The following is a 17,606-nucleotide window of genomic DNA, read 5'->3' on the forward strand; positions in this document are numbered from 1 at the left end:
CGCCTGGAGGTTAATCATGAATAACGAAAAGATCTACCAAGGCAGTTGCTTCTGTGGGGCGGTTGAGCTGAGCGTTCGCGGGGATCCGACCGGAATGGGCTACTGCCATTGTGAATCATGCAGGCATTGGTCGGCATCTCCGGTCAACGGGTTCACCCTCTGGCAACCAGAGCAAGTCAAAATCAGCAAGGGTGAGGAATACATCGGGACCTATCACAAAACGCCTAACAGTTACCGGAAGTGGTGTATGCAGTGCGGTGGTCACCTTTTAACCGACCATCCCGGAATGGGGCTGGTTGATGTCTACGCCGCACTGATTCCGGACTTCCCTTTTGAGCCAGGCGTCCATGTCCACTATCAGGAGCATCGCCTGGCAATCAGAGACGGAGTGACAAAAATGAGGGACGTTCCTGCCGAGATGGGCGGAACTGGGGAAGTCATAGAAGAATAAACTCAATTCAATAGAGGCTAGGGTCATGATAAAAGTGGCTATTTCTCAGAAGCCGCCTGCGATCTTGGATCTAAAAGGGTCTGTTGCCCTGGCTGTGAAACTTATCCAAGAGGCTGCCAACAACGGCGCAAAGCTCATTGTTTTTCCCGAAGCCTACCTTCCGGGTTATCCGACCTGGATCTGGAGATTAAGACCAGGTGGCGATATTGGCCTCGCAAACGAGATCCACACCAGACTTCGTGAAAACTCGGTCGACGTAAACAAGGGCAACCTCGACCCTATCGCGCAGGCCGCTGCAGATAACAGGATAGTTGTCGTTATAGGAGCACACGAACTGGAATCTGAGTTCAGTGGCTCTACTTTGTTTAATTCCGTTTTCGTCTTCGATGCTGACGGTTCCTTACTGAATCGACATAGGAAACTTATGCCGACCAACCCGGAAAGAATGGTTTGGGGTTGTGGTGACGCATCCGGATTAAAAGTCGTGGAAACAGCGATCGGTCGTATCGGTTGCCTCATATGCTGGGAAAGCTACATGCCGCTGGCAAGATTCGCACTCTACAGCCAGAACATCGATATTTATATCGCACCAACCTGGGACAATGGGGATACCTGGATAGCATCAATGAATCACATCGCCAGAGAAGGTGGCTGCTGGGTATTGAGTACGGCTACGGCTATGACTGGGGCGGATATCCCGGCAGACTTCCCGGGTCGTTCAACACTGTTTGAAAACGATGAGTGGATCAATACAGGGGGCGCTGTGGTTGTGAAACCCTTTGGAGGAATCCTTGACGGTCCGCTGCATCGTGAAAAGGCGATACTCTATTCCGACATTGATATCGACGCTGCCAGGAACGCGAGGAAATCACTTGATGTGGCCGGGCATTACAACCGCCCGGATATATTCCAACTCCATGTAAATCGGAATGCATGTCCACCCGTGGAGTTCATAGAATGCAAGTGATACCCGGATTTCTGAGTTATTCAGGTAAATAGAAGCAAAAAAAAGCGGCCACTGGCCGCTTTTATCGTTTACGCCTGACGAATAGGCTGTTTAGTGAGCGTGACCGTGCTCTTGCTCTTCGTCAGTCGCCTCGCGGGCTTCTACCACTTCCACGTCGAAGTGCAGGGTCTGGCCGGCCAGAGGATGGTTTGCGTCAATCTTGACTTCCTCATCGCCAACTTCCACTACACGAACAACCTGAGGGCCGCCCGGAGTCTGAGCCTGGAACTGCATGCCTGGCTCGATGGTGTCTACGCCTTCAAAGGCAGAGCGAGGAACCGGCTGAATCAGTTCTTCGTTGACTTCGCCGTAGCCTTCGCTCGGCTCGACAGATACTTTGACTTGATCGCCAGCAGCTTTCTCGTTCAGGGCGTTTTCAAGTCCACCGATGATGTTCTGTGCACCTTCCAGATAAGACAGAGGCTCGCGACCTTCTACACGGGAGGAGTCCAGCTCTTCTCCCTGATCGTTGGTAAGCGTGTAATGGATGGTGACAACACGAGGTTGGGCCATGTGATCTCCTTGCGTGTCGCAATGACTGTTTAATGAATGTATGGGCAATCGAAAGTGATCGTGAACAGCCAGACTGCACAGAGGAACTTACGACCACCGGGCCTCGTTAGAGAGCCAGGCTCGGTAACAAGTTTGAAAACCCAGTTTAACAAGTGTCATCCTGCGTTTTCTACCGTCATTTGGTGGGGCCGCTACCGGTTTTTTCAACCGTCTCAGGCAATTTTATAGAAATTTCCGTGACTCCAGACACCTATCGGTGCTTCCGCATCCGGATTCTCGGCGGCAACAAGCTCGGCAAGATCGTAATACGCTGAGGTGACCAAGCGAGCTTCGAGACCGTGAGGCAATTTGATCACCGGGCGCGGCTCTCCGGTATCCGGATAGGTACCGACAGACAACGGGTGACTCTCATCAATATCGAGGACCTCACCCACATTGGTCGTCACCGAGAGGTTTCGAGCCTTGCCCTCGCCTTCGGAAACCAATGTATGGGCCAGCAACGGCGTGTCCTCAACCTGAATACGCCACTTCTCAACGGGCGTGACCAGGTAGAATTCGCCGTCCTCCTCGCGTCTCAAGATGGTGGAGAACAACCGAACAATGGCTTCCCTCGGAATGGGTTTTCCCTGGTATACCCACTCCCCTTTCCGGTTCACCACAATATCGATGTCGCCAGACAGTTCCGGATGCCAATTCTCGATCGGCGGCTTGGACAGGTTGCCAGTGCCTGACTTGATCTGTTCGGCGATCGCTTCGGGTTTCTGACTCATCAATAGCTTCCTTAGTGGCGTTACAGGCCACGCATCCACTCTTCCCGCAACGGCACAGCGCCCGGATTGGTGATGGCAAGGTTCACCTGATCCAACAGGCGCTGTTTGTCTCGACCAAGAGTGCCTTTAAGAACCAGATAGTTAGACGCGTGATCACTTCGGAAAATTGTTCTGTCGAGCTCCAGATGCTCCAGGAACAGTCGGATCTCTTCAAACAGGCTATTCTGCTCCAGCGGGACAAAATCTGACCCAAAACCTTCCCGAAAACGTTCTTCGCCCTGCGGAAAGCTCACCACCAGTGTCGACAGAAAATCCGGCTGGGTTTCATTGCACAGAGTGGCGGTATTGATAGCATGCTGCCTGGAGAGGGTTTCTCCACCCAGGCCGTTCAGGACCATCACTGAACTGGTCAGACCGGCTTCTTTGATCTTTAGCAACGCCGATCGGGTGGATTCCCAGGTTTCACCCTTGTTGACCCGGCGAAGAATCTCGTCATCACCGGATTCCATGCCGACGTAGAGAATGTCGAGCCCGGCTTCTTTGAGTTGCATCAGTTCATCAACCGATTTTTTGGCGAGGTTTCGGGGTAAACAATAGCTGGAAACCCTTTCAAGCTCTGGAAAGGCCTCCCTCAACTGGCCCAACACCTCCAGAAGACGACGGGTTGGCAGCACCATGGCGTCTCCGTCGGCGAGGAATACCCGCCGAACGCCGCCCAGGGTCTGCGACGCACGTCGAATGTCGGCCAGAACCTCGTCGGGTTTGCGGGCGCGAAACTTTTTTTGCGGCTGGGTGTACATCTCACAGAAAGTACACTTGTTCCAGGAACACCCGTTGGTGACCGGTAAAATCAGTGACTTCGCCTCACTGGGCGGCCGAAAAACCGGTTCTGTGTATTCAATAGGAAAGCTGTACATAGACTAAAAATCCAAGGAGCATCGACTCGTCTGGTCGGAGTGTTTACGGCATGAACTGCGCTTTCAGATCTGCGCAACCGGGGCCGGCAACCGGCATATCGAGTACGATAGCCTGGGCGGTCATCAGGGGAATGCCATGGCGATGACCATCTACAAACAGTGTGGCCAGGCTACCCACCAGCGGCATGTGCGACACGATCATCAGCGGAGACTCGGGTATTTCCAGTACCGCGTCGAGGCACTCGCCGGGGTCATCATCCGGCGTGATGAACGACTTCTCTTCCACCGGGCAGTTGAGTATTTCTGACGCGATGGCCGCCGTCTGGCGGGCCCTCACCAGCGGGCTGCACCAGATGGCACGCGGCCGCCAAGGCGATTCGGCGATCTGTGCAGCAACATCCGCCACCGACTGCCGCCCGAATTCCGTCAGTTCCCGCTGGCGGTCCAGAGAGTGATAACCCGCTTCTCCGTGGCGCATGATGATCAGTTGCATGAGGGCCTCCTCATTGGGTTCATGCCTACTGAGAAATGGTGCGTGGCAGAATGAATTCAACATCCGAGTTCTGGACGGACATCATCAGGCTATTGATCACAGCGTTGATAGACGCGCCGTCATACAGAATTTCGTAAAGGCCGCGTACCAGGGGCATGTATATGCCGATGGATTCGGATTTCTCTTTAACCAGCTTGAGGGTGTAGATGCCTTCAGCCACCTGGCCAAGCTCTGTTACGGCGTCATCCAGGTCTTTGCCCTGGCCAACGGCATAACCCACCCGGTAATTCCGGCTTTTTGAGGACGTACAGGTCACGATCAGGTCACCAACGCCTGCGAGGCCCATGAAGGTCATGGGGTTGGCGCCAAGGCTTACCGCAAACCGGCTCATTTCAGCAAGGCCACGGGTAATCAGCATCGCTTTCGCGTTCTCGCCCAGATTTTTTGCCGCGGCCATGCCGGCAATGATGGCGTAAATATTCTTCAGAGCGCCCGCCAGCTCAACGCCGTAAACATCCACATTGGCGTAAACACGAAAATACTCGCACCCCAACAACTCCTGAACGATGTTCCTAACATTCGGATCCTTGGCTGCGATGGTGGTGGCGGTAAGATCACGGCTGACAATTTCGCCAGCCAGGTTTGGGCCACCCAATACACCGATGCGGCACCGGGGAATTTCTTCAAGCAAAATCTCACTCATTAACTTGAAGCCGTGTTCCTCAATGCCTTTGGTCAGGCTGACAACCACTTGTCCGTCGTGAAACGCATCGCTGTTTTCGCGGATAACGGCGCGAAATGCCTTACTGGGGATGGCCACCAACACTGTGTCGGCTTTGCCAACCGCCTCTTTCAGGTCTGTCGTGGTCTGAATATCACCGTCCAGTTTCACGTCTGGCATATAACGGGAGTTGCAGCCGGTATCTCGTATCTCATCGGCCTGAGCCTGATCCCGCATCCAGAAATGCACTGTGTGGCCATTTTCCGCCAGCACTTTGGCCATGGCGGTACCGAAACTGCCTCCGCCAAGCACAGCTACATGCTTGCCACTGGCCGTTATAGGGGCCTGGTTTCCCTCTTCGTTCTCAGACATATCGGTTCCCTTAAGTCGGGTTCCCTTTCATGGTTGTAAATGGGGGTCAGCTGGGCTTAGCCCGGCTCTTCACATTCCAGGGCGCGAACAAGGTTCTTGAACTCTTCGCGGTTACGGGTATTCATCCCCATGAGTACTCGATGGGCTTCAAGCACTTTGTCACGAACTTCCTGTTCACTGGCCTTCAGCACCGGTATTTCTTCGAGTTCTTCAATGCGGGATGCCGGCTCGCGAACAATGATGAAAATCTTGTCGAAGCCCATGGAGGTCGCGATGCGGGTGATGTCTGGATTGGTCGAGATCAGGGTTGGAAGGAAATGACTGCGTTTATGAGCGGCCATGGCGATTTTGGCCAGCAAACCAAGCGTGGTGCTGTCAATGATCTCGGTTTCGGTGAGATCGATCACCACCGTTTTGAAATTCGGATCCTGCGTGATGGACTCAACAAGGTTGTCCAGCGTCGAACAGAGGTTTAGCCGGATTTCTCCGATAAACTTGAGGACATAAATGCCCTGTTGTTCCGCCTGCAGGATTTTATAGCCAGCCATTGAGTTCACTGCCACTTTGTCACGTATTCACGCTATCAAATAATTACGTTGGCCCGTTAATGACGGACCTTGTATCCGTCACTGATACAATAGCAATATCGTCCGGTAACTCTGTGATCTCGTCCAGATTCAGAGCATCGCTTAACGATGCGATAGTGTGACTACCTCCAGATACGACTTCAAGTAGCCTGCGTTCCTTTTCATCCAGAGACTTTTCCCGGATAACTTCCAGAATTCCATCGGAAAAGAGAATGAGATTAAACGGTTCGTACAAAGGCACTTCATAAACCTCCCATTCCGGCTCCTCGAACAGGCCTACCGGAAGTCCACTGCCTTCCAGAAATCGTTTCTCGCCACCCTCGAACGACAGTATCGGAAGCGGGAAGTGGGCACCGACGGAATATCGTAATGTACGCTCCGACATGGAGATGATCCCGACAAACACCGTTACGTGCTTACCCAACCCGGTATCAAGCAACTCTGTATTGATTCGCTCAAGGAACTGATCCGGATAAAGGATATCGCTACTGGAACCACGGCGGAGATTGCGCTGCAACCGGTTGGTCAGATTCTTCAGCAGCACTGTCACGAACGCTGAACTGGCGCCATGGCCGGATACATCGGCGATGTATACCAGTATTTTGTCGTCTGACAAAGGGAAATAATCGAGGAAATCGCCGCTCAAATACAGCGACGGCTTAATCAGATAGTCAATCGTCAAGCCGGTCATGACCTGTTCACGATCCGGCAACATCTTCAACTGAACCTTCCGACCCGCATTCTGATCTGCCCTGAGCTCTGCAATACCATCCCGTAAATCCCGGTTGGCCTCTTCCAGCTCCTGTCGGTAAAGGTGGTTCAGTCGGTTCAGTCGCACCCGGTCAAACAGTTTGCCGATAACATCGTCCAACGCCCCTTTATCGTCGGCACAGGGTTTCAGAACCACGTCGTCAGCGCCCGCCCGCATGGCTTCAATCACATCTCTCGCCTGAGTGGTGTGATAAATCGCCACGATCGGTGCAAATACTTGCGCGTCCTCCAGGCGCCCAGACAGTTCCTGAATGGCGCTGGGAGGTAGGTCCGCGAAAATGATGTCAGGCGAATCATCATTGAACAGCGAGCGAGCATAGCTCAGGTCAGGATAACCGGTGACATAGAATCCCCTGGCAACCAGATAACGGCCAAGCTCGGAACGGGCGTGTTCGTCAGAATCGATGATCAGTATGCGCTCGGTGCGCGAAGCCATGTTTGTGCCCTAAACTGCCAGCGTTAAAAGGAAAATCGCCCATCTGTTACCTATTCTGGCATGCCCTTGTGATATAACAAGGCATCTTGACCGGAATTTGGAGGAACGAAGCAATGCGAAGTGCTGTCAACGACCTGCTTGGTGCCTACGATAAGCTCATTATGGACCCCGTCCACGGTGGTATCCCTCTGTATCGGCACGAAATTCAGGTTATTGACCACCCATTGTTCCAGCGCCTCAGGAATATCTGTCAAAACGACATCCTTAGCCTGGTATTCCCCGGCGCCACACACTCCCGATTCCTCCATAGCATTGGCGTGATGCACGTCGGGACCCGCATGTTCCGCTCGATGATCGACGCCTATCTGAGAGAGCGCAAGCTCAGCGACCAATCGGATTTGAGCCTGAGCCAGCTGGATGCCATCGACTACCTCGCAAAAATCATCCGCCTGGGCTGCCTGCTGCACGACAGCGGACATTCCAGTTTTTCCCACCAGTTCACCCAGGCGCGACGAATACATGAACTGATGGCACGGCCGGGGCGGTTTGAAGATTTGTGGAAAGATGCCGACTACACCCTGTATCACACGTCAGACCCGGGCGAACTGGAACATGAACATTATTCAGTTCGAGTGGCCCATGACGTTCTGTCGGCCGTTGATATGAAAGACGCGGGCCTGGACGCCCGAGACGTCATCGGCATCATGGAGACGACCGACGTCCGGCCCAGCGACACTTTTTGCCAGCACGCCCGCACCTTCTGGCACTTCATTGCCGGACAGGACGCCGGTTCCGGCGTACTCAGCGAGTCAGACACCCCAAAACTGGTCATGGACCTTCTGTCTTCCATCGTCTCGGGTGAAATTGACGCTGACCGCGCCGACTATATGCTCCGGGACGGCTTTCACTCGTCGGTCACCATCGGCGGATTCAACCTTGACCACTTGCTGAGTAACCTGCGCTTTGGCTGGAACGTCAAAGAACCCTGGCTGGGGCTGGCGATCACCCAGAAAGGGCTGGGAGCCCTGGAGGATTTCGTCTACAGCCGCCACCAGATGTACCGGAAGGTCTATGCCCACAAAACCGCGCTTGGTTTTGACTGGCTATTGCGGGAGGCCATCAACGAAGTGCTGGATGACCCGGAGCAGTTCGAATGGGTCGATACCTGCCTGAGCGATATGCGGCTCTTTGCAGAGCTTACTGACAGCTTCTTCTGGGAGGCTTTTCGCAAAGTGTCACGGAACAACCCGGCCAGCTATTCCCGGTGCATCGTTGATCGAGTAAAACTGAACCACCTGGATACCCGGGAAGATCTGTCTCCCGACGGTATCAGCAGCCACAGCCATTGGCTGGCGAGTGAATTGGGACTGGATCCGGATCGGGTGGTCACCTGCTCAATGAAAGCGCGGTTCTCGAATATCCAGGACAATTTCAACGGCATCAAAGTGTTGGTGCGCGACCCGATAGACCGGTCCCGAACACTGAAAAAAATTACCGAAGTCAGCGCCTTTTTCAGCAAGTTTCAGGACGGCACTATCACTCACTTTTACACGCCGCCCGATTCGACCACAAAGAATTGAACCGTCAGGCTTAACGACTCAGCGCTTCAATCAGCGAGCTGGCACTGTTGAAGGCACCCTCTACACGCCCGCCATCCAGCCAGTCCCCTGCAAGTCCGATACGCTCATCGTCGAACCAGCGGTATCCGGGTGTTTCAGTGGCCGAGGACTTGGCGTACAGCCACCGGTGAGGCACCAGGCCATCGGGCTCAAGCTCTGTACCGGTGATCGCCCGGAATTCACTCACCATCTGTCGGGCTACCTCGTCCGCCGGAGTTTGTTCATTGGCGTGGGACCATTCGGGGGCGCCATGCAGTACCCACCACTGACCCACATCGTCCCGGCCAGGTTTGCTGGAATTGTTGGCGACCCAGCTCAGAATCTCGCTCATAGGCCTCATGCCGTCGTAATGGGCAAACGGTGATTCGGCAAAGTGAGCGGCCACCGCCCAGCAAGGCTGAACGTGTTGCACAGGTTTTTCCATTTCGGCCGCCAGCGCCGGAAGATTGCTGTTAGCAAGCAGCTCCATCGTCTGGGCGGGCGGTGCCGTTACGATCACTGCATCGTATGGGCCGTGGTTCTCGCCCTCAGTTGTAACCAATGACCAACGATTGGAATCCGTTGAACGGTTGAAACTATGAATTCGCGTTTGTGCTAACACATCTACATGTGCGGACAGCGCTCGGCTTATCGCTGTCATGCGCGGCACCCCTACGTAGCGGTCTTCTTCCGGGAAAGCTTCCCAGTGATTCTCGCCTTTCTGGTAGCCAAATCTTCCCTGCCAAGGCTGGTAAGTGTCGGTCCCTGCGTAGCGCTCCAGGAACTGACTGAATCCGGGGCTTCGTACCGTAAAGTACTGAGCACCAATGTCCGCCGAGCCCCCTTCCACCCTTTTCGACGCGAGACGGCCTCCTGGCCCCCGACTCTTTTCAAAGACAGTAACCTCACACCCTTTTTCTTTAAGCAATATGCCTGCGCAAAGCCCTGCCATGCCTGAACCAATAACGGCGACTGAACGTACATCTGACGGTAATTGCGTTTGGTTAATCATTGTTAAGAATGCATCCAACAAAGGTTGATTGAACGTAAGAGGTGTGAGCGTTTGGTTAAGTATCAAACAAGCGCACAACGAAGTTTAAACCATGAAACACAAGGCAAGCAGGGTATGACCCGAGTTCAAAACTGGCTCACAAACATTCTGAGATGGTTCGACTCCTCCGCAGGTTCGGATCACCTCAACGTGAGTTCCCGGTCGTTCAACATGATCAGGGTGCTTCCGTTTATTGCACTTCACCTCGCCTGTTTGTTGGTCATTGTGACCGGAACCAGCCCCTTTGCAGTTGGGTTTGCAATCGCGTTTTTTGCCGTTCGAATGTTTGCTATTACGGGCTTCTATCACCGGTATTTCGCCCACAAAACCTTTAAAACGAGTCGGGTTGCTCAGTTTTTGTTTGGAGTGCTTGGCGCCAGCGCCGCTCAACGCGGGCCGCTGTGGTGGGCTGCCCACCACCGCCATCATCACCAGCACTCTGATGATGAGAAAGACCTCCACTCACCACATCAGGGCGGTTTCTGGTGGGCACATGTTGGCTGGTTCACCTGCGACGCAGGCTTCGCAATGGACGAACGCAGGGTAAAAGACTGGCTGAAGTACCCGGAACTGAAGTTCCTCAATCGGTTTGACTCGCTTGTCCCTGCCCTGGCGGCTGTGGCGATTTATGGCCTGGGCGAGTTGCTGGCAGCCACCGCTCCTCAGCTTGGCACCAACGGTCTGCAGATGCTGGTCTGGGGCTTTTTCATCTCCACGGTTGTTCTGTTTCACGCCACGGTGTCGATCAACTCGCTGTCCCATGTGTGGGGCAAGCGACGCTTCGAAACCTCGGATGACAGCCGTAACAATTTCTGGCTGGCGCTCATTACGCTGGGTGAAGGCTGGCACAACAATCATCATCGCTGGCCGCAATCGGTTCGCCAGGGCTTCCGCTGGTACGAGATCGACGTAACCTGGTATGGGTTATGGCTACTGTCCAAGCTCGGCATCATCTGGGATATGAACCCGATTCCCAAGCACATACAGGAAGAAACCCAACAACTCGATAAAATGAGGAGGAAGTGACCATGAGTACTGCCTCGGTCATTGATATGGGTAAAGGGGGCGCGACTGTCACGCAGACGCTCAAGCAGTTCACCCAGCTGTTTAACAACCTGTCTTCTGGCAACGTCAAGGACATCAGGAACGTATACAGTGACGATGTTAAATTTCAGGATCCGTTCTCATCTGTTAACGGCATTGAAGATCTGACAGCCTACTTTTCTGGCGCCTACGCCAACGTTATTTCCTGTCATTTCGACTTTGGCGAACCCGTGATCAACGGCCGGGATGTTTGCATCCCCTGGATCATGCGGCTTCGTCACAAGCGCATCCGGAGCGGGAAGCAGGTTAATGTTGACGGCATCAGCCAGCTGGCGATCCATAACGGAAAGGTCACCCACCACCGTGACTATTTCGACGTCGGCCAATTGTTGTATGAAAATCTGCCAGTTCTGGGCAAGGCCATTCGCTGGATAAGGAGCAAGGCAGGATGAGCCAGCGTCTGCAATCCCCTTCCAACATCTGGATTACCGGTGCCAGTTCGGGCATTGGAGAGGCCGTGACAAAGGTCTTGGTAGAACACGGACATCACGTGATCGTTACCGGCCGTCGCCAGGAAGCGCTGGACGAATTGAAGCGTTCCGGTGATGACAAAATCACCACGGCACGCGCAGATACCACCAATCGTGAGGATCTGTCAGCGATTGAAGGTTCGCTGGAGAGCCATGGCAGCCTGAACATGGCAATCCTGAATGCAGGAACCTGCGAATATCTGGACGTAAGCCAGTACGACAGCTCTGTTATCGAGAATAACGTCGTGACAAACGTCGTGGGAACGGCCCGAAGCCTGGACATTGCCTTGCCCGCGCTTCGTCGGTCAGTTCAGAAAGGCGAGCCCGCCACATTGGTCATCGTAAGCTCATCAGCCTGGTGGTTCCCGTTTGGTAGAGCTGAAGGCTACGGTGCCTCAAAAGCGGCATTAACCTATTTCGCCCATGCATTGCGTGCGGATCTCGCCGCCGAGGGCATCGACGTGGTTGTGGTGTCGCCCGGATTCGTAAAAACGCCATTGACTGACAAAAACGACTTTCCCATGCCGTTTCTGGTGAGCGCAGAAGACGCCGCCAACCGCATTGTGAAAGGCCTTTCAAAGGGCAAACGGGAGATCGCATTCCCTAAAAGATTCACCTGGAGCCTCAAACTCCTGGGCGCGCTGCCCCAGACCCTGATAGACCGGATGTCTGCCAGCATGAGCCGGCAGCAAGCCTGAGCACTTAACATTGGAATATGAAAGGAAGAAGGAATGAGCCAACCCAGCCAGCGAATCGCAGTAATTGGTGCGGGCGTATCCGGATTAACGACTGCCTGGTTGTTGGCCGAAAAGCACGATGTCCAGCTTTACGAAGCGAGTGACTACGCAGGAGGCCACACCAACACAGAAAGGGTTCCCCTTGGCGGGAAGACCTGGCCGGTGAATACCGGGTTTATCGTTTTTAACGATTGGACTTACCCGAACTTCATCAAATTGATGGATCGGTTGGGGGTGGCGTCGGAAGTCAGTGATATGAGTTTCAGCGTGGATTGCCATGCCACTGGCCTGCAGTACAACGGTACCAGTCTCAATACGCTGTTTGCCCAGCGCTCAAACCTTCTCAACCTGCCGTTTCTGAAAATGATTCGGGAGATTCTTCGATTTAACAAGGAATCCCGGGAAGACCTCGCCTCTGGCGCCATAAACGATGAGGAAACCCTTGGCGAATACCTCAATCGTAATGGCTATTCCCGTTATTTCCGTAACTACTACATCGTGCCGATGGGGGCCGCGATATGGTCTGCACCGGAAATTGTGCTGGAACAGTTCCCTATTCGCTTCTTCCTTCAGTTTTTTAACAATCACGGCATGTTATCCGTGGACGACAGGCCCACGTGGCGAGTGATTTCAGGTGGCTCGGCCACCTACGTGGAAGCCATGATGAACCGCCTGGGTGACCGAACTCATCTGAACAGCCCGGTGCAGTCGGTCACCAGGGATGCGGACGGAGTGACTGTGGAGGTAAACGGAAAACGCGAACGTTTCGATCAGGTAGTGTTCGCCTGCCACAGCGATCAGGCCCTGCAAATGATCCAGAACCCAACGGATCAGGAACGGGAGGTACTGGGCGCCATCCCCTTCCAGAACAATGACGTAGTGCTGCACACAGACAGCTCGGTCCTGCCTTCTAACCGTCGGGCGTGGGCCGCCTGGAATTACTTTATCCCCAGCCACAGTACCGAGCCGGTATCGGTCACCTACAACATGAACATTCTGCAGAATTTTCATGACGCGGAAGAGACTTTCTGTGTGACGCTGAATCGCACTCGCGATATCGATCCGGAAAAGATCATCAAGCGCTTTGAGTATTCACACCCTGTTTTCAGTCTTGAAGGCGTCGCCGCCCAGAATCGCTATGACGATATCGGCAACCAGAACCGCAGTCACTTCTGTGGTGCCTACTGGTTTAACGGGTTTCATGAAGACGGGGTATGCAGCGCTTTGCGAGTCGCCAGCGCCTTCGGAGTGGAGTTGTAGCCATGACCGCCGCCTGGTCTCGCCACATCCTGGCAACCGGTCTGCAAAGCCAGTGGCTTGAGGGAACAATTCGCCACCGCCGGATAGCCCCGGTAAAACACGAGTTTTTCTACCACACCGGTATGCTGGCGCTGGACTTAAGGGAATGGGACTCGGTTACCGACATCAGCCGTCTGTTTTCTCTGGAGCGGTTCAACTGGCTGTCCCTCCGCAGAGCCGACTATTTCAATCCAGACGAGCCGGATATATTGAATGCGGTATCTGATCAGGTCGAAAAGGCCACTGGCTGGCGACCGGACGGCGCAATACAGCTGATCACCCACCCTCGCTACTTCGGTTACGTATTCAACCCGGTGAGCTTCTACTTTTGCTATGAAGCGGGAGCTCGGCCGTCCGAAGGCGCCGTGCCAAAAGTGATTCTGGCCCAGATTACCAACACGCCCTGGAAGGAACGCCACACCTACTGCCTGGAAACCCAGCGGACAGGACCTGCCGAAAGTGGCTGGTCGAGCGAGCGGTTCGAATTCAGCAAACGCTTCCACGTATCGCCATTTAACCCAATGGATCAGCATTACCGGTGGACCTTCAGTTTCCGGGGCCCAGAATTGCGTATTCACATGAACATCCTGCAAGACGACACCAAGCAGTTTGACGCAACTCTGGTGGTCTATCGCACCCCACTTGATCGTAAAACATTGCACAAGAGCCTGCGGGAATTTCCGCTGGAAGCTTTCAAGGTAACCGCCGGCATTTATTGGCATGCGCTGAAGTTGAAGCTCAAGGGAGTGCCGTTTTTTACACACCCCGACAAGCTCCCAGAGCAGGATCCAACGTACCGCCGGGGAACAGAAGACACCGGCCAAACGGTTTCACCAACCGACGATCGGGCAACAACAACCGGAAAGGTAAGCTCATGGAGAACCTGAATACACAGTATCCGACAACAGACGTTATTGATCGGGGAAGCCTGACCAGCCGGGTTGCCCGCTCACTGGTGTGCAAGCAGTTGTCGCAGCTAAGGTTTGGCACACTGAAAATTGCCGAAGGCAATGGTTCTACCCTGACCTTTGGTGACGGCGACACCAGGTTTCCTGCCGCCGAGATGAACATAAACCATCATAGCGCCTGGAAAGACCTCCTTACCGGGGGAAGTATTGGCGCTGCCGAGGCGTTTGTCGCCAAAGACTGGACCACGCCGGACCTGGTTGCCCTGTTGCGATTATTTACCCGCAATCTGGACGACATGAACCAGTTTGAAGACCGTTTCAGCTGGGTGACCAAACCCGCGCTGAAGGGTCTTCACTGGCTAAATCGAAACACCAGAGACGGTTCAAGGAAAAACATCAGCGCCCACTACGACCTGGGCAATGATCTGTTCGAGACGTTTCTGGATCCGACCATGATGTACTCGTCGGCCATTTACCCATCGGAAGACGCAACCCTGGACGAAGCAGCCGTTTACAAACTGGACACCATTTGCCGGAAACTGAACCTCCAGCCGGAAGACCGCGTCATTGAAATAGGCACGGGATGGGGCGGTTTTGCGGTACACGCAGCGAAGTACTACGGCTGCCACGTCACTACCACCACGATTTCACAGGAACAGCTGGATTTCGCCCGTGAAAAGGTCAAATCGGAAGGGCTGGAAGATCGCATCACTCTGCTGTTTGACGATTATCGGGATCTCGAAGGCCAGTTCGACAAGCTGGTGTCCATCGAAATGATTGAAGCGGTAGGTCCGCAATTTCTGGACAGTTACTTCTCTCAGATCAGTCGCTTGTTGAAACCAGACGGTCTGGCTCTGGTGCAGGCGATCAACATGCCGGAGCAACGGTACGAGCGCGCCCTGAAAAACGTCGATTTTATTCAGCGCTTTATTTTCCCGGGCAGCTTCATACCTTCGTTCGGCGCCATTCTGGGGTCTGTTCGTAAAGGATCGGATCTTGTGATGACTCACGCCGAAGACATTGGCTTCCACTATGCCCGAACCTTGCGGGATTGGTGCCAGCGTTTTATGGCGAACAGTGCTCAATTGACCCGGGCCGGCTATGACGATGAATTCCAACGACTCTGGGAGTTCTATTTCGCCTATTGCGAAGCGGGATTCACCGAAAGAGCCATTGGCGTCTCCCAACTGGTTTTCGCCAAACCCCAGAACAAACGCAGCAATATCCTGAGCCCATGATTCAGTCTGATACCGTCCGAAACGTCATCAACTTTGTTCTCTTTCAGGCTGGTTGGTTTGCGTGTGTGCTGTATCCGGGGCTGGCGGCTGTTGGTGGAGTGGCGGTGCTGTTGGCCTTTCACCTCACGTTTATCAGCCAGGCGCGCTCCAGCGAACTGCAATTTATCGGTTTTGGTGTGGTGCTTGGCGGTCTGCTCGATGGTCTATGGTTTAACCTGGGCGTGCTGGATAACGGCGTCAGCGACTTTCAGCTTACCCCTATCTGGATCATCGGCCTGTGGGCAGCCTTTATGACCACCCTTTCACACTCGCTGTCCTGGATTGGCAGTAAGCCCTGGCTGCCTTTCGTCTGTGCGCCTGTTGCCGGGCCTCTGGCCTATTGGTCCGCCAGTAAAATGGGGGCGGTTGATATGCCGGACCTGGCGTTTTCCCTGACTGCCCTCGCACTTGGTTGGCTCGTGATTTTCCCTCTACTGCTGTACGTCCGAAAAACGTTGTACCCGGAGCTGGCTCAATGAAAACACTGACCACTGTCGTCGCGCTCGCTTTGCCCGTCGCGGGGCTGGCCGCTGAAGCGCGCTTCACCGGAACAGCCAAACCTGTCGGCGGCGGTGACGTGATCTACAAGGAAACCCACACCATCACCGGTGAATGCCAGAGCGGCATTTTCCGGCCCAGAGAACACACTGTTGTCTATCGCCGTGGTGACACGGAACCGTTTGCCACCAAAGATCTGGATTACAGCCAGTCCGCACTCCGCCCGACCGTGGATTTTCAGCAACCGGACTTTTCCGAACGCATGGAGATTGCCAATCCAAATGACGAGTTAATCAGCATTGACTGGCAGACGCCGACCGGCAAGACGAAAAGCTTCACGGTTGACGTACATGAGGATCTGGTCGCCGATTCGGGTTTCGACAATTTTGTTCGTCAAAACTGGGCAGAAGTGGTTGAACGCGGCAATTCTGTGGATTTCGACATCCTGGCACCAACGCGCGGCGACTATTATGGATTCACTCTGGAGCCCAATGATGATGAGCGTATCGATGCCCCCTACCAGGTCAAGATTTTACCATCAGGCACACTGATGGGCTTTCTGGTTGACCCGATTCTACTTGGGTACAACTCCGACGGCATGCTGACAGATTATCTGGGGTTGTCGAACATCCGCAAGAACGAAGACACCAACTACATAACCCACATTCGCTATAGCATTGAAGCCGCCCCGGAGTGCGCCCTGACCCAATAACACTGGCCTTGTTACCAGAGCGTCAGAAGGCTTCAATGTGGTACGCTTCGGGTTTTCTGCTTTGAACTAGGAGCCCGATGCCCCATGATGTTCGTGTCTTTTAACGTCAACAGTATACGCACCCGTCTTCACCAGCTCGAAGCCGTCATCGAGGCGTTAAACCCGGACTTCATCGGCCTGCAGGAAACCAAAGTCACTGATGCGGAATTTCCGGAAGCAGCGATCCGCGAACTTGGCTATCACGTCCATTACCACGGTCAGAAAACCCATTACGGCGTCGCCCTGCTCTCACGGGCCGAACCTGTCTCTGTACAGAAAGGCTATCCCTGGGATGAAGAGGATGCTCAACGTCGCCTGATTACGGGTCGATTTGACGTCAACGGCCGAACTCTAACAGTGATCAACGGTTATTTTCCCCAAGGTGAAAGCCGGGATCATCCGGTCAAGTTCCCTGCCAAAGAGCGGTTTTACGCCGATTTGATGCGATACCTCGATGAGATCAAAGACACAACCGATGATCTTGTCGTGATGGGTGATATCAATATCTCACCGACAGATCTGGACGTCGGTATCGGTGCAGATAACGCCAAGCGCTGGCTCAGAACCGGTAAATGCAGCTTCCTGCCGGAAGAGCGAGAGTGGCTCGAACAGGTGCAAAGCCGCGGTCTGACCGACGTATTCCGCCAGCTTCACCCGAATGAGGCAGACACCTTCAGCTGGTTTGACTACCGTAGCCGAGGCTTTGAACGCGAACCCAAACGGGGCCTTCGAATTGATCTGATCATGGCCAGTAATGAGCTGTCTGCACGGGCCAAGTCCGCTGGAGTCAGCTATGATGTTCGGGCCATGGAGCGGCCATCAGACCATTGTCCGGTTTGGGCCAGCTTCGATCTCTAACCGCCAGATCCGGCAGGC

Annotated in this window: 20 protein-coding genes; 12 read left to right on the forward strand and 8 right to left on the reverse strand. The window is 54.1% G+C overall.

Annotated features, from left to right (window positions below; all coding sequences use genetic code 11):
• Nucleotides 1–16: 16 nt before the first annotated feature.
• Nucleotides 17–451, forward strand: coding sequence for a GFA family protein (locus QLQ17_RS09300; protein WP_283209309.1), 435 nt, complete (start codon nucleotides 17–19; stop codon nucleotides 449–451).
• 25 nt (nucleotides 452–476) lie between these two features.
• Nucleotides 477–1,418, forward strand: a complete 942-nt coding sequence (locus tag QLQ17_RS09305) for a carbon-nitrogen hydrolase family protein (protein ID WP_283209310.1) — start codon at nucleotides 477–479, stop codon at nucleotides 1,416–1,418.
• A gap of 90 nt (nucleotides 1,419–1,508) precedes the next feature.
• Here QLQ17_RS09305 and QLQ17_RS09310 read toward each other — a convergent pair whose 3' ends face one another.
• The 7 genes from QLQ17_RS09310 to QLQ17_RS09340 form a co-directional block, all read right to left on the reverse strand.
• Nucleotides 1,509–1,970, reverse strand: a complete 462-nt coding sequence (locus QLQ17_RS09310; RefSeq protein WP_283209311.1) for an FKBP-type peptidyl-prolyl cis-trans isomerase — start codon at nucleotides 1,968–1,970, stop codon at nucleotides 1,509–1,511.
• A gap of 212 nt (nucleotides 1,971–2,182) precedes the next feature.
• The gene (locus QLQ17_RS09315; protein ID WP_283209312.1) at nucleotides 2,183–2,740 is read right to left on the reverse strand and encodes a DUF1285 domain-containing protein; all 558 of its coding nucleotides are present in this window, start codon (nucleotides 2,738–2,740) and stop codon (nucleotides 2,183–2,185) included.
• Between the two features lie 20 nt (nucleotides 2,741–2,760).
• Nucleotides 2,761–3,657 (reverse strand): radical SAM protein, encoded by an 897-nt coding sequence (locus QLQ17_RS09320; RefSeq protein WP_283209313.1) that lies wholly within the window; start codon nucleotides 3,655–3,657, stop codon nucleotides 2,761–2,763.
• Between the two features lie 43 nt (nucleotides 3,658–3,700).
• Nucleotides 3,701–4,150 carry a SixA phosphatase family protein gene (locus QLQ17_RS09325; protein ID WP_283209314.1) on the reverse strand — a complete coding sequence of 150 codons (450 nt, stop codon included), beginning with the start codon at nucleotides 4,148–4,150 and terminating at the stop codon, nucleotides 3,701–3,703.
• Nucleotides 4,151–4,175: 25 nt separating this feature from the next.
• Nucleotides 4,176–5,243, reverse strand: coding sequence for an NAD(P)H-dependent glycerol-3-phosphate dehydrogenase (locus QLQ17_RS09330; protein WP_283209315.1), 1,068 nt, complete (start codon nucleotides 5,241–5,243; stop codon nucleotides 4,176–4,178).
• Nucleotides 5,244–5,299: 56 nt separating this feature from the next.
• Nucleotides 5,300–5,791, reverse strand: coding sequence for an STAS domain-containing protein (locus QLQ17_RS09335; protein ID WP_283209316.1), 492 nt, complete (start codon nucleotides 5,789–5,791; stop codon nucleotides 5,300–5,302).
• A 43-nt stretch (nucleotides 5,792–5,834) separates the two neighbouring features.
• A complete protein-coding gene (locus QLQ17_RS09340) occupies nucleotides 5,835–7,037 on the reverse strand; it encodes a PP2C family protein-serine/threonine phosphatase (RefSeq protein ID WP_283209317.1) in 1,203 nt (400 codons plus the stop codon).
• A gap of 113 nt (nucleotides 7,038–7,150) precedes the next feature.
• Here QLQ17_RS09340 and QLQ17_RS09345 point away from each other — a divergent pair, with 113 nt between their 5' ends.
• Entirely contained in the window at nucleotides 7,151–8,617 is a 1,467-nt protein-coding gene (locus QLQ17_RS09345; RefSeq protein ID WP_283209318.1) for an HD domain-containing protein, read from the forward strand.
• A 10-nt stretch (nucleotides 8,618–8,627) separates the two neighbouring features.
• Here the strand turns inward: QLQ17_RS09345 and QLQ17_RS09350 are convergent, their stop codons facing one another.
• Entirely contained in the window at nucleotides 8,628–9,647 is a 1,020-nt protein-coding gene (locus QLQ17_RS09350) for an NAD(P)/FAD-dependent oxidoreductase (RefSeq protein ID WP_283209319.1), read from the reverse strand.
• Nucleotides 9,648–9,761: 114 nt separating this feature from the next.
• On the opposite strand from QLQ17_RS09350, the gene QLQ17_RS09355 reads away from it, so the two are divergent.
• The 9 genes from QLQ17_RS09355 (at nucleotide 9,762) to xthA (ending at nucleotide 17,588) form a co-directional block, all read left to right on the forward strand.
• The gene (locus QLQ17_RS09355) at nucleotides 9,762–10,712 is read left to right on the forward strand and encodes an acyl-CoA desaturase (RefSeq protein ID WP_283209320.1); all 951 of its coding nucleotides are present in this window, start codon (nucleotides 9,762–9,764) and stop codon (nucleotides 10,710–10,712) included.
• A gap of 2 nt (nucleotides 10,713–10,714) precedes the next feature.
• Nucleotides 10,715–11,182, forward strand: coding sequence for a nuclear transport factor 2 family protein (locus tag QLQ17_RS09360; RefSeq protein WP_283209321.1), 468 nt, complete (start codon nucleotides 10,715–10,717; stop codon nucleotides 11,180–11,182).
• A complete protein-coding gene (locus QLQ17_RS09365; RefSeq protein WP_283209322.1) occupies nucleotides 11,179–11,958 on the forward strand; it encodes an SDR family NAD(P)-dependent oxidoreductase in 780 nt (259 codons plus the stop codon). The genes QLQ17_RS09360 and QLQ17_RS09365 overlap by 4 nt, the downstream gene beginning before the upstream one ends.
• Before the next feature lie 33 nt (nucleotides 11,959–11,991).
• Nucleotides 11,992–13,257, forward strand: a complete 1,266-nt coding sequence (locus QLQ17_RS09370) for an NAD(P)/FAD-dependent oxidoreductase (protein ID WP_283209323.1) — start codon at nucleotides 11,992–11,994, stop codon at nucleotides 13,255–13,257.
• Nucleotides 13,258–13,298: 41 nt separating this feature from the next.
• Nucleotides 13,299–14,183, forward strand: coding sequence for a DUF1365 domain-containing protein (locus QLQ17_RS09375; protein WP_283210140.1), 885 nt, complete (start codon nucleotides 13,299–13,301; stop codon nucleotides 14,181–14,183).
• Nucleotides 14,171–15,442 carry an SAM-dependent methyltransferase gene (locus QLQ17_RS09380; protein ID WP_283209324.1) on the forward strand — a complete coding sequence of 424 codons (1,272 nt, stop codon included), beginning with the start codon at nucleotides 14,171–14,173 and terminating at the stop codon, nucleotides 15,440–15,442. Before QLQ17_RS09375 ends, QLQ17_RS09380 begins: the two co-directional genes overlap by 13 nt.
• Nucleotides 15,439–15,960, forward strand: a complete 522-nt coding sequence (locus QLQ17_RS09385; RefSeq protein ID WP_283209325.1) for a DUF2878 domain-containing protein — start codon at nucleotides 15,439–15,441, stop codon at nucleotides 15,958–15,960. Before QLQ17_RS09380 ends, QLQ17_RS09385 begins: the two co-directional genes overlap by 4 nt.
• Entirely contained in the window at nucleotides 15,957–16,691 is a 735-nt protein-coding gene (locus tag QLQ17_RS09390) for a hypothetical protein (RefSeq protein ID WP_283209326.1), read from the forward strand. The genes QLQ17_RS09385 and QLQ17_RS09390 overlap by 4 nt, the downstream gene beginning before the upstream one ends.
• A gap of 84 nt (nucleotides 16,692–16,775) precedes the next feature.
• On the forward strand, nucleotides 16,776–17,588 hold the full coding sequence (gene xthA / locus QLQ17_RS09395; RefSeq protein WP_283209327.1) for an exodeoxyribonuclease III: 813 nt from the start codon (nucleotides 16,776–16,778) through the stop codon (nucleotides 17,586–17,588).
• Nucleotides 17,589–17,606 lie beyond the last annotated feature (18 nt).

Source organism: Marinobacter sp. CHS3-4 (assembly GCF_030053415.1).
Classification (GTDB): Bacteria; Pseudomonadota; Gammaproteobacteria; order Pseudomonadales; family Oleiphilaceae; genus Marinobacter.